Origin of the sequence: Achromobacter pestifer (assembly GCF_902859625.1) — a bacterium.
Lineage (GTDB): Bacteria > Pseudomonadota > Gammaproteobacteria > Burkholderiales > Burkholderiaceae_B > Achromobacter > Achromobacter pestifer.
Map to the genome: position 1 here is coordinate 833688 of NZ_CADIJX010000001.1, position 14949 is coordinate 848636.

Here is a 14949-nt window from a genome sequence, read left to right on the forward strand (position 1 = left end):
GTCGCGGCGGCCTTAGGCGGCAGTGCCGGCAAAGGAGCGAATGGTAACGCCAGACTGCTCCAGGCGGCGGCGGACTTCGCGCGCCATGTCCACCGCGCCAGGGCTATCCCCATGCACGCAGATGGAATCGGCCTGCACCCGGGCCAGCGAACCATCAATGGCTTCAACCACGCCTTCCTGCACCAAACGCAGCATACGCTGTGCCACCACTTCCAGATCATGCAGCACGGCGCCCTTTTCACGGCGGGAAACCAGCACGCCTTGTGGGGTATAGGCCCGGTCGGCGAAGGCTTCGGCAACCACGCGCAGGCCACGTTCACGCGCCAGCTTCAGCAACGGCGAACCCGCCAGTCCGACCAACGCCAACGCGGGATCGATTTCAAGCATGGCCGTGATGACGTCGTTGGCCTGACGCGCATCATGCGCGATGGTGTTGTAGAGCGCGCCGTGCGGTTTGACGTACGTGACCTGCGTGCCAGCGGCGGCGGCCAGTCCCTTCAGCGCGCCAATCTGATAAATGACGTCCGCGATCAGGTCAGCGCTGGCCACGTCCATGTTGCGGCGCCCGAAACCAGTCAGGTCCGGGTAGGACACGTGCGCACCCACCGCCACGCCGTTGGCGGCCGCGCCCTTCAACGTGGCCAGAATGCCCGCAGGGTCGCCCGCATGAAAGCCGCAGGCCACGTTCGCGCTGGAAACCAGCGCCAGCATGGAAGCGTCATCGCCCATGCTCCAGGCGCCCAGGCTTTCGCCCAGGTCGCTATTCAAATCGATACTGACCATGGTTTTATTCTCAGTTCACCGAGAGGAAAGCAAAGATGGGGCCGATGGATTTGTAGCCCATGTACCACGTCAACACGCAGCAGATGGAACCCAGCACCAGCAGCACTCGGGAATACTGGTGCCCGCCCATGAGATCGCTGCGCGTCCAACCCACGATCATGAAGATCGTCAGCCCCAGCGGCAGGATCAGCCCGTTGAATCCGCCCGCGAACACCAGCAGCGCGGCCGGTGCCGTGCCGATGAATGCGAACACGGCCAACGACACGGCAATGAAGATCACCGTGGCCAGGTTGCGGCCCTTTTCGCCGATCTTGCCGTTGAATACCGTGATGAACGACATCGAGGTGTAGGCGGCGCCGACAATGCTGGTCAGCGCGGCGGCCCACAGGATCAGGCCGAAGATGCGCAGGCCGATGTCGCCTGCGGCGGCCTGGAAGGCTTGGGCTGCGGGGTTGGCGGTCTGGCCCGAGACATCGATGACGACGCCGCTGGCCACCACGCCCAGCACTGCCAGAAACAGCACGTAGCGCATGATGCCCGTGACGATGATGCCGTTGATCGACCCCCGGGTGACCACCGAAAGGTTCTCCGCGCCAACCACGCCCTTGTCCAGCAGGCGATGCGCGCCTGCGTAGGTGATGTAGCCGCCCACCGTGCCGCCGACAATGGTGGTGATGGTGGCGAAGTTGATCGTGTCCGGCATGACCGTCTGGCGCAATGCCTCGCCCACGGGCGGGTTCGACGCGAACATGACGAACACGGTCATCAGGATCATCAACAGACCCAGGAAAATGATGCTGCGATCCATGGCCGCGCCCGCGCGGCGGGACAGGAACAAGCCAATGGCCAGCGCGGCGCTCAGCATGCCGCCCCACTTCACATCCAGGCCCAGCAAGGCATTCAAGCCCAGTCCCGCGCCCGCGATGTTGCCGACGTTGAACACCAGGCCGCCAAACATCACCATCACGGCCAACACATAGCCGCTGCCGGGGACCGCCGCGTTGGCAATGTCGGAGGCGCGCATGCGCGTCAGCGTCACGATGCGCCAGACGTTCAACTGCACGATGAAGTCGATGATGATCGACGCCAGGATGCCGAACGCGAATGCCGCTCCCATCGTGGCCGTGAACGTCGCCGTCTGCGTGATGAAGCCCGGGCCGATGGCCGAGGTCGCCATCATGAAGATGGCCCCCAGCAGCGAGGCGCGGCGAGCCTTGGCGAAGTCGCGGGCAGGCATGGCCAGCGTGTCTGTTTGACTCATGAGAGAACCTGAAAAAAGGAAATGCAATCGCGGAGCAGGCTTTTCTTGCCTTTTATGTAGAACGTTTGTTACATGATTGTTCTACAAAACAGATCGGATGGTAGATCAGTGAAATAAAGATTGCCTATCAGTAGTTCCCCTAGTTCGGCACGAAAATACAAGGAATGCGGGGCAATCGCATAAGCGCTCAGATACACTTCACACGGCCAGCGCCCTTCTCCTCAGTCACTCCCCATCCGTCCATGACCGATCCCAACGCGCACCAGACCCTGACCGACAAAGTCACCGAACAGATCCGCCGCAGCTTGATCAATGGTGAATTCGCTCCCGGCCAACGGCTGTCGGAGGCAACACTGACGCAGAGCCTGGACGTGTCGCGCAATACATTGCGCGAGGCGTTCCGCAATCTGACCAAGGAAGGGTTGCTGACCCATTCGCCCAACCGAGGGGTAGCGGTGGCGGTGCCCAGCATGGCGTCCATCATTGACATCTATCGGGTGCGCCGCATGATCGAATGCCAGGCGCTGGCCCAAGCCTACCCGCGCCATCCGGCCCGCCAGCGCATGCGCCAGGCGGTGGACAACGCGCGGGTCTACCGTGAGAACCAGGATTGGTCGGCCGTGGGCACGGCCAACATGGCCTTTCACATGGCCATCGTGGAACTGGCCGACAGCGAACGGTTGAACGCGATGTTCTCGCTGCTGCTTGCCGAATTGCGGCTGGTGTTCGGCTTGCTACAGGATCCGGAATTCCTGCACGCGCCCTATGCCGAGATGAACGAACGGATTCTGGAATACGTCGAAGCCGGCGAATTCCAGAAAGCAGCCGATGCGCTGAAGGACTATCTGGCGCAATCCGAGCGCATCGTGCTGGCCAGCTACGCGCGCCGCGTGGGCGCCACCGGCAACTGAGCCCGCCACGATCGCAACACGTCCACCGCCACGAACGCCAGCAGGCTGACGCCCATGACGGGCAAGCAGCATCCCAGCGCCACCGCCACGGCGGCCGCCGCGACACGCCCCGGCCAGGACAGCTCGCGCCATGCCTGCGTCAGCGTTTGGCCGGTTGCGCCTGCGGCTGGCCGGCGTAGCCACCACATGCGGTAGCCCAAGACAATCATCGCGCTCAGCGCCAGCCCGATGGCGGCCATCAGCAACTGGTTGGCCCAACCAAACAGAATCCCCATGTGCATGTCCACGCCCCAGCGGATCAGCTTGGCGATCAGCGGAAACGTTTGAAAGTCCGCACGGCTGGTGATGGCGTAAGTGGCGGGATCAATAGCGATGGTGTCCACCTGGGTGGGCCATGACCGATCCACCTCACGCACCGTCCAGGCCTGATCCGCCGTGCGCGGCGGACGGATCTCCAGCTGATTGCTGTCGATGCCGCCTTGGCGGGCGGTCTCCAGAATGCGGTCGATATCAGCCGGTTGCGCGGAGACCATGGGCTGCGCCGCCATGGCATCGTGGCCCGCCATGGCGCCATGATGATGGGCATGTTCACCGCCCGCCTCGCCCTGCCCGGCCGGCGCCGCGCCGGGTAGCTTCAGCGATACCGACGGCGTGATCCATCCCAGCTGCGCGCGCAGCTGATCCACGCGCCCGCCTGCCCAGTTCGACCAGGTAAGACCCGTCGCGGACAGGAACAGCAAGCCGAGCGCCAGCCACAGCCCCAGCACGGTATGCCAGCGGCGCGCGCGCAAACGCGGACTGCGCGCTGCGGTGGCATTCGCCAACCCCCCACGACGGCGGCCCGCGAACCACAGCACCAGACCGCCCAGCGTGGCCAGCCACATCCAGGACGCGGCCAGTTCGCTGTAGTTGCGGCCTAGCTCACCCAGCATCAGGTTACGGTGCAGATAGTCCAGCGCCGTGCGGAACGGCAGCGTGCCGCTGGTGCCATAAACGATCATGTCGCCTTTGATCTCCAGGGTGGCGGGGTCGACAAACAACGCCCGGCTTTCCGAATCACCCAAGCCGGGCTGCGTGAACATCACGCGGGTGGTGTCGCCGGCACCCGGCGCGGGACGCACGGCGAACAGCCGTGGGCCGGCGCCGATATGGGCTTGCGCGGCCTGGACCTGGTTGGCCAGGGGTTGCGCCGTGCCGATTGAGGCGGTGCGCAGTTGGCTGGCATAGAGCAGGTTTTCGATCTGAGGCGTCAGTACGAACAGCGTGCCGGTGACGGCCGCCACCAGGATGAAGGGGCCGACGAACAGCCCAATATAGAAGTGCAGGCGGGTGATCAGTGCCAGCAAGGCGCTGCGTCCCGCCGACCGCGCGCGCGCAGGCGCCGCGGACGAATCCAGGGTTTGCGTGGACATGGGGTCCTCGAAGTCGAACGGCGCCGCCCCGTTTGGGCGGCATTCATGCGCGCGACGCGCGCACGCTTGATACGGTCAGCCGAGGATCGAGGGTGGAGCGCGCTGCCCCAGCGGGGGACCGGCGGCCGGCAAAGGGGGACGGGGGCTGTCCGCTAGCGGCACATTCTGCGCCAGCCAGCGCAGCAGCACGGGCGCCAGCACCAGTATCGGCGGCACGTCCAGCACCTGATGGGCGCTTAGGCCAAAGGGACATTCCTGCCCTGCTCCGCCGCCGTTGTCGGGCGCACCGTGATCGTGATGACCGTGATGCGCCGCTTGTTGGATGGACAGCGCCTGTAGCGCCGACAGCGAACCGCCGCCCGCCGAGCAAAACCCCAGCGCCAGCCGACCCTGCCGCAAGGCATCCGCGTCGGGCATGTAGCCCACCGGCACCCAGGCCCGGGCCACCAGCAACAGCAGCAGCAATAGCCGCCCGACATCGGCGGCTGAGGCAAATCGCGGGAATCGACAGGACAGTCCGGTCTGCATGCGTCCAATCCAGGCTGCCGGAGGATCCCGGCGCCAAGACCGCAGTTTACCTGCGTCTTCCGCGCCGGCAATCCACGCATTTTGCTTGCGATTGCCCTCTTTCGAGCATAAATTGACCAAACCCGTTTTGGGGTGCCAGCCATGCCACCCCACCCCGATTCGGCGTCGAGAGGTTGTTTTTTATCTTTTAAGCCCGCGAGGAGCGATGCGATGAAAGTGAAACACCTGCTAGGCCCGGCAGCCCTTGCGCTGTCCATGCTGTTCACCACGCCCAGCGTGGCGCAAACCGCCGCTCCGGCTCCCATCGTCACCGGGAAGCACTGGGCGGACTCAGACCCCAACCTGAAGAAAGCCTACCTGCTGGGGATTGCCAACCTGCTTGAAGTTGAACGCGCCTACCAGGAACGGCGCAAGCTCACGGACACTCAGACCCTGGTGCCAAAATTTGCCAAGGGCCTCCAAGCCCAGACGCTGGATTCCGTCCGTGATAGCTTGGACAAGTGGTATGCCGCGAATCCCACCAAGCTGGACCGCCCGGTGATCGAAACCCTATGGTTCGAGATCGTCGTTCCTGGTGCAAAGTCCAAGCCCTGAAGGAGCCGTCATGAAGATTATTCGATCGATTGTCATCGGCGTCGCGATCGGGACGCTAGCGGCCTGCACGAATATGTCACCGAAGCAGCAAGGAACCATGTCGGGCGCGGCCATCGGCGCCGCAGCCGGTGCGGGCATTGCCGCCATCGCTGGCGGCAGCGCCTGGACAGGAGCCGCCATTGGCGGCATCGCGGGCGGGGTTGCCGGCAATATCCGCGGCGGCAATTCCTACTGACACAGGGAATCGTCCCGGGGCGGCGCTATCTCTGTCCGCCTCGGGTTGTCCTGCTGCAATCCGCTTCAGCCCTTTACGACTGCTTGGCACGCCAGGCCTGGTACTTGGCCTGGTTTTCCTGATTGGGCGGGTACAGCCCCGGCAGTTTTTCGCCGGCTTCCACCTGCTGCATGATCCAGCCTTCCAGCCGCTCCTGCTCGATGGCGATCTCGACCACCTCTTCCAGCACGGCCGCCGGGATCAGCACGGCGCCGTCGCGGTCCAGCACGATCACATCATTGGGAAACACGGCAACGCCCCCGCAGCCCACGGGTTCCTGCCAGCCCACGAAGGTCAGGCCCGCGACGGATGGCGGCGCCGCCGCGCCGCTGCACCACACCGGCAGACCGGTGCCTTCGACCCCTTCCAGGTCACGCACCACGCCATCCGTCACCAGCGCAGCCACGCCGCGCTTCTGCATCCGGGCGCACAGGATGTCGCCGAAGATGCCGGCGTCCGTCACCCCCATCGCGTCGACCACGGCAATGCAGCCCTCGGGCATGTCTTCAATCGCCGCGCGCGTGGAAATGGGCGACGCCCACGAGGCGGGCGTGGCCAGATCCTCGCGGGCCGGCACGAAACGCAGCGTGAACGCGCGTCCCACGATCCGCTTGGCGCCCGGCGCCAACGGCCGCGCGCCGCGCAGCCACACATTGCGCAAGCCCTTCTTGAGCAGCACGGTCGTCAGCGTGGCAGTGGTGATGGCGGACAAGGCCTGGACGACGCGCGCGTCCAATGGCTGAAATGCAATCGTCATGATGCAGGTTCTCCTTGAATAGACGTAGATTGTGAGCCCCCTGAAAACACAGCACAACCTTGTTTTTGCAGATTCAGAAGGCGCTTTTTACGTCTACTCAGCCGGGGAGACGGCGGGCGGGGCGCAGGCCCCGCGCGCCACGCTACCAGCGATGCTGGTAGGTCAGCGTCAACACCGTGCCGGCCGCGGGCAAGCGGCTGGTGTTGGTGCCGCTGCGCATCAACTGGCTGTACAGCGGGTAATACTCCCGGTTGAACAGGTTTTCGACGCCGACCGTCACCGTATCTTTCTTGGTGAACTGGTAGCGGCTCATCAGGTCCACCGTGAAGTAGCTGCTGACCTCGCGCCGGCCAAAGCTTGCCACGCCGTCCAGGCGGTAATCCTTGCCCGCGTAGTAATTGGCCTGGATGCGGTTGCTCCAACGCTCGTTGGGCCGGTACTGCACATAACCCGTCAATTTCACCGGTGGAATGCGGTATCCGGTCATGTTGCGCCATTCGCCGCCTTCGGGCTGTTCCTGCCCCTTCATCCACGTGAACGTGCCGCCCCCGCCCCAGCGTTCGTCGTCCGTCAGGTAATCCGCCGCCGCTTCCACGCCGTAGACGCGCTCTTTGGTGCGCGTCAGGATCAGGCCATTGTTGAAGCTCTGCACATCGCCCAGTTTCGACGTGGTGTAGAACACCGCCAACGATGCCGTCGTGTTGCCCACGCCGCCGCGCCAGCCCAACTCGTAGTTGTTGGTCTTGACCGGTTCCAGCTCCGACGAGCCTATGTCGAAGCCCGGCCGCGCATTGCGCATCTGCACACCGATGTCGGGCAATTGGAAACCTTGGCTGAAGGAAGCATAAAGCTCCTGGCCGCGCACCGGCTCGTAGCTCAGCCCCAGGTTGAACAACAAGGCGTCATAGTTCACCGTACCGCCCTGCACGGTAGCGGGCGACGGCACGCGCGACTGCGACAGCGGCACGAAGTCATCGAAGCGCGCCGACGAATACTCGTAGCGCAACCCGCCCTGCCCTGACCACTGCTCGTTGAAGCGGTGCTCCAGCTGACCAAAGATGCCCGTGCTGCGCGTTGTCAGCTCTGGCATGTAGGTCAGCGTGCCCGTCTTGCGGAACACCCGGCCGCCACTAGCGTCGAACGCGGCCGGATCGAAGATATCGATCGGCATGTCGCTGCGTTCCTGATTGAAGTCCACGCCCCACAGCAGCCGGGTCTTGTCGGATGCACCCAGCGGCGTATCGATCGTCAAGCGGCTGCCCAGCACTTTGGAATTCTGCATGGCCTGATCCACATGGCCGCCCCGCGTCACCACCGCGCGGGCATCAAACGGTGTAAAGCGCGTGTAGTAGTCACGGTAATAGACTTGGGCCGACAGCTTGCTGCCCCACAGGTTCTGGTGCTGGTATTCCAGATTCACCAAGGTATTGCGGATCTGATTCTGGTCAGCCAGTTCCAGCCCGTCCAGCGGCAAGGCGCGGGCAGTGCCCGGCGGCAATCTGCCCACCGACGGGTCTGAGCCGTAATTGCTGTCCTGATCGGCGTTGTAATAGCTGGCCGACAATTGCACCCGCTGATCATCATCAATCCGCAGCCCCAGCTTGCCGCCCAGGCTGTAGATGTTCGAGTCGAACAAGTCCCCTTGGCTGGGCTCCGACGCAATCCGACGGCCCTGCGCGTCATAGGAGGCTCCGTTATGGCGGGCCCCCAGGTCCAGTGCATAGTCCACCTTGCCCTGGCTGCCGGCAAAGTGCTGCTGCAACTGGCCGCCCAAGCCGTCGGCGCGCAAGCGGCTCAGCGGCGAAACGGCGGTTATCGTGGTTTCAGCGACCGGTTCGCCCCCAGCCGGCCGCGTGGTGATGGACACAATGCCGCCCGTTGCTCCCGCCCCGTAAATGGAGCTGCTGCCGCGCAGTACTTCCACTCGTTCGATGATGGCCGGATCGATATTGGCCAGATTTCGTGACGAATCCCGATTCGTGTTCAGCGGAATGCCGTCCACCAGCACCAACACGCCGCGCCCGCGCAACGTCTGGCCGTAGTCGGTGATGGTGCGGCTGGAGTCCGCCATGCCCGGAACCACCTTGGACAGCACCGTCGCCAGGCTGTCGGACCCCGTGCGCAGTTCTTGCAGGCTGTCGCGTTCGAGCACGATGGTTTGCTGCACCGGGCTGACCAGATTGCTGGCCATGCGCGACGCGCTGACCTCGATCGGCGCCAGCACCGTGGACGCTGCCGCACCGGCTGGCTCAAGAATGATGGCGCTGCCTTCGCGACGCGCGCGCAGCGGCGTGTCGCGCAACAGCGCGTCCAGGGCTTGTTCGGGCGTCATCGTGCCGGAAACGGCTGGCGCCTGCATCCCCGCGACGGCCTGCGGCGTATAGAAGATTTGCAGACCGTGCTGCTGCGCCAAGCGCTTGAGCGCGCCGTCCAGCGGCTGGGCGGGCATGTCGATGGCAACGGGTGCTGACGCGGCCCACGCGCCAGGCGCCCCCAAGGCGATCAACACCGCCGCGCTGATGGCCCTGATGCGGCACCCCAGCGGCTGCGCCCGCTTGCTTTCTTTACGATCCACTTCCTCTTCTCCTGAATCGGGCTGTCCCCGGCCCCGTGGCCGGATTTGGCCCGCGATAAGAGAGAAGACGCAAAAGCGGAAAAAAACCTGAATGCCCGCGGAAAATATATCGACGAAGGGGCGCTAAGGCTCAGCGGCCCTGCACGACGGCACGGCCATCGGCCAGCTTGCGCACCGTCACCGGCAGAATATGCGGCAGCGCCGTCAGGAAGGCGTCGGTGTCATCGATACGGAACACACTGGTCAAGCGCAAGTCCGCCAACCCAGCGCCTTCGCCCAGCACAACGGCCTGCTCGCGATAGCGCGATACCTCACGCACCGCGCTGGCCAGGTCCGTATCGCTAAAAACGATCTGCCCGGCCCGCCAGGCCAAGGCCGACGCCACCTGCACCGCCTGCGGCGCCTCGACCTTGCCGCCGGCCGACACACGCGCGCCAAATCCTGGCGTGATGGATACCGCCTGGCCGGCACCGTCCTGGCGTCCTGCCACGCGAACCGAACCCGACTCAACCACCACTCGCATGTCTTCGGCATCGCGGCGCACGTCAAAACGTGTGCCGGTGACGGTGGCCGACCCCAAGCCCGCGTCCACCACGAAAGGACGGCCGGCGTCCTTCTCCACTGAGAACAGCGCCTCGCCCGTCACCAGCTCGACCTGTCTCAGGCTTGCATCGAACCGCAGCTTCAGGTGTGTGCGGCTATTCAATTCGACGCTGGAACCGTCGGGCAACGCGACGACGCGCCGCTCGCCCGGCGCGGTTTGATAGTCGGCGGTCTGCAAGGAGGGCGGCTGTTGCTGCTGCCAGAACAGCACACCCGCCCCCACGGCCAGCGCGGTCAGGCTTAGCGTGAGCACCTGGCGTCGTCCGGCGGACGACACCCGGCGGCGCGGTTCCGCAAGCGCCCGCAGGCGGTCGGCCGGCACGTCGGCGGCAGCCTGCCAGATCGATTCCAGCACGCGGTACTCATAGGCATGCCTGGGGTCGGCCGCTAGCCAGGCGTCCAGTTCGGCCTGCCCCGCCGCATCCCATTCGCCGGAACGCGCGCGCGCGAACCATTTGGCCGCCGCCTCACGCGGCGCGTCACTAGCTGGGCGCATAAGCCCCCAGCCGATCGCGCAGGTGCAAGGCGGTACGGATCATGTATTTTTCAACCATGTTTTTGCTCAGGCCCATGCGCTCGGCGATCTCGGCCTGCGTCAGGCCTTCAAGCCGTTGCCAGATAAATACCTGGCGGCACTTCAGCGGCAATTCGGCCAACGCCGTTTCCAACGCCTGGCCCAGTTGCTGCGTGCGCGCCTGCGCCACGGGATCGCCCAGTTCGCTGGGATGGGTCGCTATGGTATCAAGCGGCACCCACTCCTGCCCGCCTTCTCGGCGGAAGCTGTCGATCGCGGTATTGCGCGCGGCCTGATGCAGGTAGGCGCGTGGCTGCTCAACATGGGCGGAGCCAGCCTCCAGGCATTTCACCAAGGCGTCATGCGTCAAGTCCTGCGCGGCGTCGCGGCACCCGAGCTTGCGGGTCCAGACGGCGAGCAGTTCTTCGTAATAGGCAAGAAAGCCGTTTGGACGGGACCGGGAGGATGACATGGCACGGGTTCGCAGCGAATCGATATGATAATGCTTTTTATTACCAAGCTCCAAGAATCGGCCCATCCCCCCATTGGCACCGCAATTCATGCTCGACTAGAATGCAATCCATTCTTATTCACTTTTCCTCACGCCTATGCGCTGTGCCGCGGACCCTGCCGCCACTCAACGGCTGCACACGCTCTACCGAAACCACCACGGCTGGCTGTACAACTGGCTGCGCGGACGGCTGGGCAACGCGGCCGACGCCGCCGACCTGGCCCAGGACGCCTTTGTCCGGCTGCTGACGCGGCCGCGCGATTTTGATGGTTTTGACGGCGAACGCGCGTACCTCAGCACGATGGCGCGCGGTCTTTGCGTCGACCTGTGGCGCCGTCGCGAGATCGAGCAGGCCTGGCTGGCCACTCAAGCGGCACGGCCCGAACCCTTCCAGCCCTCGCCCGAACACCACGCGATCATCATCGAAACGCTCTGCGAGATCGATGCCCTGCTTGGCCGACTTCCGTGGCGTACCGCTGAAGCGTTCCTGATGGCCATGGCCTATGGCATGAGCGACGCCGAGATCGCCGCCGAACTTCAGGTATCCGATCGCATGGTGCGCAAATACGTGGCGCAAGCCATGCTGCATTGCATATCGCTACAGGCGCTGACGGCACAAGCCCTCGCGGCGCAGTCCTGACGCCAGGTGGATGAGCCGCTGATGGCCGCACACGTGCCCCCTTCGCACGAAGCCTTGCAGCAAGCCGCAGAGTGGTTTGCCGCCCTGCGCTCCAGCCCCCATCCTGAACAGGACCGGCGGCGGTGGCAGGACTGGTTGGATCAGCGGGAAGAACACCGCGCGGCCTGGCGGTATGTTGAAGACGTCAGTCGTCGCTTCACGCCGTTACAGGGCGATCCGCCCGGCGCCTTGGCCGCGTTGCAAGCGGCACGTCGGCGCGGCCGCCAGCGCCGGCAGGTGCTTGGCGGATTGGCCGCCGTCTGCGCGGGCCTGCTGGGCTGGACTAGCTGGGAACACACGGCCTTGCGCCGCATCACGCTTTCCCATCTGGCGCAGTACCGCACACGGGTCGGCGAAGTCCAGAACCTGCTTCTGGCCGACGGCACCCGGGTCTGGCTCAACACCGCCAGCGCGCTGAACGTGCACTATTCAAGCCAGGCCCGGTTGCTGGAACTGGTGGCCGGCGAAATCCTGATCGAGACCGCGCACGACACCGCCCGCCCCTTCGTGGTCCAAGCCGGCCCCAGCCGCATGACGGCGCTGGGCACGCGCTTTACCGTCAGCCTGGCGGGTGAATCCAGCTATCTGGCCGTCTATGACGGCCGCGTGGAACTCGACGACTCGAACCGGCGCCAGGTGATCAATGCCGGCGAACAGATCACGTTCGGGCCGGCCGGCCTGTGGCAGCTGGAGCCCGCCAGCCGCGCACGCGAGGTCTGGAGCAGCGGCGTGCTGCTGGCCGAGGACGTGCCGCTGGGCGTGCTGTTGGACGAACTCCGCAGATACCTGCCCGGCCATTTGGGCGTGTCGCCCGACGCCGCACGCCTGCGCGTCGTGGGCGGCTTTCCCTTGCACGACCCCGACCAGGTGCTTGCCTTGCTGGAAAAGGTACTGCCCATTCAGGTCAAGCGCCCGCTGCCCTGGTGGACTGCCGTCGAACTGCGGCCAGGACGCTAGCCCGCACGGCTGCTCGTCAGAAAAACCAAGAGATTTGTAACTTCGGTTCCGGAATTGGGCGCCTGCTCGATACACAAGATGAACCCGTACTTGTGCTATCCCTCCGAGACCCTGCCGCATGCCCTCTCTTTTTCGACGCCGACTTCCGATCCTGCACCCCCGCGGCACGCTTTTGGCCGGGGCGACCTGGGCAACCAGCCTGGCTTTTGTCGCCGCGGCGCACGCCCAACAGTCGCCCGGACAAGGCGCCGAGCAAGCCCGTCACTACCAGATCGCCTCCGGCCCGCTGACCACCACCCTGCCGATCTTCATCGCGCAGTCGGGCATTGTGCTGGCAGGCTCGGGAGACCTGGCCCGCAACCGGGTCAGCCCCGCATTGAATGGCCGGTACACCCCCACGACGGGATTGGCCGCTTTGCTCGGCGGCACGGGTCTGCGCGCGGTGCGCAATGCACAGGGCGCATTCGTGCTGGAAGCCGAACCGCAGAACGCGCCGGGCGTTGCGGTGTTGCCGGCGGTGCTGGTCAGCGGCCAGGCACAAACGGCGACCGGCCCCGTTGAAGGTTATCTGGCCACGCAGAGCCGATCGGGCAGCAAGACCGACATGCCCATCCTGAAGATTCCGCAAACCATCAACGTCATCACCGCCGACCAGATGCGCGACCAGGGTGCGCAGAGCGTCAGCCAAGCCCTGCGCTATACCCCCGGCGTCCTGGCGGAAACCTACGGCGCCAGTTCGCAGTTCGACCTCTATACGCAAGTGCGCGGCTTCCGCCCGGCGTTCTTTCTGGATGGCACGCGCTTGCCCCTGGGCAGCGTGACGACAGGCTGGGCCAGCGCCGTCGTGGAGCCCTACGGCCTGGAACGCATCGAAGTCCTGAAAGGCCCCGCGTCCGCCCTGTACGGTCAAAGTGGCCCGGGCGGCCTGATCAACATGGTCAGCAAGCGCCCCACGGCAGAGACGTTGCGCGAAGTGGAGCTGCAAACGGGAAGCTTCGACCGCCGTCAGTTGGCGATCGATCTGGGCGGCCCGATCGACCAGGACGGCAAGTTCCTGTATCGGCTGACGGGGATGGTGCGCGAAGCCGGCACGCAAGTGGATTACATCGGCAACAACCGCGCCTACATCGCACCCGCCCTGACGTGGAAACTGACCCCGGACACCACGCTGACGTTGCTGACCAGCTACCAGAATGAATGGGGCGGCAAGACCGGCTTCAATTACCTGCCCACCTCGGGCACGCTGACGTCCAACCCCAACGGCCGCATTCCCATGCACCGCTATCTTGGCGAACCTGACTTCGACCGCATGAGCCGCAGTCAAAGTTCGGTGGGCTACGCCTTCGAGCACCGCTTCAGCGATGCCCTGACCTTCCGTCAGAACCTGCGCTACAACGAGTCATCGGTGGATCTGCGCGCCCTGAACCGGATCGGCGAACTGCTGCCCGACAACCAGACACTGAACCGCGCGGCGCTGGGTATTGATACCGGCGTCCACGTCTTGACCCTGGACAACCAGTTGGAGTCCGGTTTCCAGACCGGCGCGCTGAGCCATGACGTCGTGGCCGGATTCGACTACCGCAAGGAAAGCAGCCACTACATCGTGGGCCGGGGCACCGCGCCTCCGATCAACGTCTATCACCCTGTCTACGGCTACAACATCGCCACCCCTCCCTATGACAATTTCGTCAGCCAGTTTGGTGACGACCGTCAATTGGGCTTGTATGCGCAAGACACGATCAGTTGGGGGGGCTGGAACCTGATGGTGAGCGGCCGACACGACTGGGCGGACAGCACCGTGGACAACCGCCGAACCGGGATCAGCACCACGCAGCGCGACGAAGCCTCGACGGGGCGCGTCGGACTGAACTATGTGTTTGACAACGGGATCGCGCCCTACGTCAGCTATTCCACTTCGTTCGAACCTGCCGGCGGTAGTGATTTCTCGGGCACGCCGTTCAAGCCCACCAAGGGTGAGCAATACGAAGCGGGCATCAAGTTCCAACCGCCGGGCACCGACAGCCTGTTGACGGCCTCGGTGTTCCAGATCCGCCAGCGCAATGTCCTGACGCCTGACCCCGACCCGCAACGCGGAGCGCTGGGATTCAGCGTCCAGACCGGTGAAGTGCGGGTGCGAGGCCTGGAACTGGAAGCCCGCACGGCCCTCAGCCGCGCCTGGACCGTGCTGGCCTCCTATACCTACCTGGACGATGAAGTCACCCAGAGCAACCGGGCGGGCGAAGTCGGCAACCGGCTGACGGGCACCCCGTCGCACCAGGCGTCATTGTGGACGGACTACACCTTGCAGGAAGGCTTGCTCGAAGGGCTTGGGTTGGGCGCCGGCGTACGGTACGTCGGCAGCACCTTCGACACCAGCAATCTCACCAAGACGCCCGACTACACCCTGGTCGATCTGAATCTGCATTACGACCTGGGCCGCACCCACCCGTCGATGCGTGGCGCCCGTGTCTCGCTTGGCGTCACCAACCTGACCGACAAGTACTACCTGACTCAGTGCACCACCGGCCAGGGTTGCACGCTGGGGGTGGGCAGGACGGTGCTGGCCACCTTCAACTATCGCTGGTAGCGC

The 14949-nt window shown here is 64.8% G+C and carries 14 protein-coding genes; 6 read left to right on the top strand and 8 right to left on the bottom strand.

All coding sequences use genetic code 11. The features are described 5' to 3' along the window. Positions 1-12: 12 nt before the first annotated feature. Together HV753_RS03515 and HV753_RS03520 are read right to left on the bottom strand one after the other, a co-directional pair. Complete coding sequence (locus HV753_RS03515) at positions 13-783, bottom strand: LamB/YcsF family protein (RefSeq protein ID WP_175173021.1); 771 nt, start codon at positions 781-783, stop codon at positions 13-15. 10 nt (positions 784-793) lie between these two features. Then, positions 794-2044, bottom strand: coding sequence for an NRAMP family divalent metal transporter (locus HV753_RS03520; RefSeq protein WP_217481431.1), 1251 nt, complete (start codon positions 2042-2044; stop codon positions 794-796). A gap of 242 nt (positions 2045-2286) precedes the next feature. Here HV753_RS03520 and HV753_RS03525 point away from each other — a divergent pair, with 242 nt between their 5' ends. After that, positions 2287-2955 carry a GntR family transcriptional regulator gene (locus HV753_RS03525; RefSeq protein WP_175173022.1) on the top strand — a complete coding sequence of 223 codons (669 nt, stop codon included), beginning with the start codon at positions 2287-2289 and terminating at the stop codon, positions 2953-2955. Here the strand turns inward: HV753_RS03525 and HV753_RS03530 are convergent. Both HV753_RS03530 and HV753_RS03535 read right to left on the bottom strand, forming a co-directional pair. Beyond that, a complete protein-coding gene (locus HV753_RS03530) occupies positions 2922-4367 on the bottom strand; it encodes a PepSY-associated TM helix domain-containing protein (protein WP_175173023.1) in 1446 nt (481 codons plus the stop codon). The genes HV753_RS03525 and HV753_RS03530 overlap by 34 nt on opposite strands. A gap of 75 nt (positions 4368-4442) precedes the next feature. After that, a complete protein-coding gene (locus HV753_RS03535) occupies positions 4443-4895 on the bottom strand; it encodes a DUF2946 family protein (RefSeq protein WP_175173024.1) in 453 nt (150 codons plus the stop codon). Between the two features lie 210 nt (positions 4896-5105). Between HV753_RS03535 and HV753_RS03540 the strand changes: the two genes are divergently transcribed. Further along, positions 5106-5489: a hypothetical protein gene (locus tag HV753_RS03540; protein ID WP_175173025.1), complete on the top strand. Its 384-nt coding sequence runs from the start codon at positions 5106-5108 to the stop codon at positions 5487-5489. Positions 5490-5499: 10 nt separating this feature from the next. After that, the gene (locus tag HV753_RS03545; protein WP_175173026.1) at positions 5500-5724 is read left to right on the top strand and encodes a hypothetical protein; all 225 of its coding nucleotides are present in this window, start codon (positions 5500-5502) and stop codon (positions 5722-5724) included. 73 nt (positions 5725-5797) lie between these two features. Here the strand turns inward: HV753_RS03545 and HV753_RS03550 are convergent, their stop codons facing one another. From HV753_RS03550 to HV753_RS03565, 4 genes are all read right to left on the bottom strand, one after another. Further along, on the bottom strand, positions 5798-6520 hold the full coding sequence (locus HV753_RS03550; protein ID WP_175173027.1) for a ribonuclease activity regulator RraA: 723 nt from the start codon (positions 6518-6520) through the stop codon (positions 5798-5800). 142 nt (positions 6521-6662) lie between these two features. Next, on the bottom strand, positions 6663-9095 hold the full coding sequence (locus tag HV753_RS03555; RefSeq protein WP_175173028.1) for a TonB-dependent receptor: 2433 nt from the start codon (positions 9093-9095) through the stop codon (positions 6663-6665). Between the two features lie 130 nt (positions 9096-9225). After that, entirely contained in the window at positions 9226-10194 is a 969-nt protein-coding gene (locus HV753_RS03560; protein WP_175173029.1) for a FecR family protein, read from the bottom strand. Beyond that, positions 10181-10684: a sigma-70 family RNA polymerase sigma factor gene (locus tag HV753_RS03565; protein ID WP_175173030.1), complete on the bottom strand. Its 504-nt coding sequence runs from the start codon at positions 10682-10684 to the stop codon at positions 10181-10183. Before HV753_RS03565 ends, HV753_RS03560 begins: the two co-directional genes overlap by 14 nt. Before the next feature lie 136 nt (positions 10685-10820). Here HV753_RS03565 and HV753_RS03570 point away from each other — a divergent pair, with 136 nt between their 5' ends. The 3 genes from HV753_RS03570 to HV753_RS03580 all read left to right on the top strand — a co-directional run bounded on the left by HV753_RS03570 (position 10821) and on the right by HV753_RS03580 (position 14946). Beyond that, positions 10821-11363 carry a sigma-70 family RNA polymerase sigma factor gene (locus HV753_RS03570; protein ID WP_175173031.1) on the top strand — a complete coding sequence of 181 codons (543 nt, stop codon included), beginning with the start codon at positions 10821-10823 and terminating at the stop codon, positions 11361-11363. Positions 11364-11384: 21 nt separating this feature from the next. Next, positions 11385-12359, top strand: coding sequence for a FecR domain-containing protein (locus tag HV753_RS03575; RefSeq protein ID WP_175173032.1), 975 nt, complete (start codon positions 11385-11387; stop codon positions 12357-12359). A gap of 118 nt (positions 12360-12477) precedes the next feature. Next, complete coding sequence (locus tag HV753_RS03580; protein ID WP_175173033.1) at positions 12478-14946, top strand: TonB-dependent siderophore receptor; 2469 nt, start codon at positions 12478-12480, stop codon at positions 14944-14946. Positions 14947-14949: the final 3 nt, after the last annotated feature.

What these genes read in the sequence shown, in the direction of transcription:
- HV753_RS03565 (WP_175173030.1), bottom strand. Translation starts at nt 10,684, where the DNA reads ATGTCATCCTCCCGGTCCCGTCCAAACGGCTTTCTTGCCTATTACGAA.
- HV753_RS03570 (WP_175173031.1), top strand. Translation starts at nt 10,821, where the DNA reads ATGCGCTGTGCCGCGGACCCTGCCGCCACTCAACGGCTGCACACGCTC.
- HV753_RS03525 (WP_175173022.1), top strand. Translation starts at nt 2,287, where the DNA reads ATGACCGATCCCAACGCGCACCAGACCCTGACCGACAAAGTCACCGAA.
- HV753_RS03535 (WP_175173024.1), bottom strand. Translation starts at nt 4,895, where the DNA reads ATGCAGACCGGACTGTCCTGTCGATTCCCGCGATTTGCCTCAGCCGCC.
- HV753_RS03520 (WP_217481431.1), bottom strand. Translation starts at nt 2,044, where the DNA reads ATGAGTCAAACAGACACGCTGGCCATGCCTGCCCGCGACTTCGCCAAG.
- HV753_RS03530 (WP_175173023.1), bottom strand. Translation starts at nt 4,367, where the DNA reads ATGTCCACGCAAACCCTGGATTCGTCCGCGGCGCCTGCGCGCGCGCGG.
- HV753_RS03575 (WP_175173032.1), top strand. Translation starts at nt 11,385, where the DNA reads ATGGCCGCACACGTGCCCCCTTCGCACGAAGCCTTGCAGCAAGCCGCA.
- HV753_RS03580 (WP_175173033.1), top strand. Translation starts at nt 12,478, where the DNA reads ATGCCCTCTCTTTTTCGACGCCGACTTCCGATCCTGCACCCCCGCGGC.
- HV753_RS03560 (WP_175173029.1), bottom strand. Translation starts at nt 10,194, where the DNA reads ATGCGCCCAGCTAGTGACGCGCCGCGTGAGGCGGCGGCCAAATGGTTC.
- HV753_RS03545 (WP_175173026.1), top strand. Translation starts at nt 5,500, where the DNA reads ATGAAGATTATTCGATCGATTGTCATCGGCGTCGCGATCGGGACGCTA.
- HV753_RS03515 (WP_175173021.1), bottom strand. Translation starts at nt 783, where the DNA reads ATGGTCAGTATCGATTTGAATAGCGACCTGGGCGAAAGCCTGGGCGCC.
- HV753_RS03550 (WP_175173027.1), bottom strand. Translation starts at nt 6,520, where the DNA reads ATGACGATTGCATTTCAGCCATTGGACGCGCGCGTCGTCCAGGCCTTG.
- HV753_RS03540 (WP_175173025.1), top strand. Translation starts at nt 5,106, where the DNA reads ATGAAAGTGAAACACCTGCTAGGCCCGGCAGCCCTTGCGCTGTCCATG.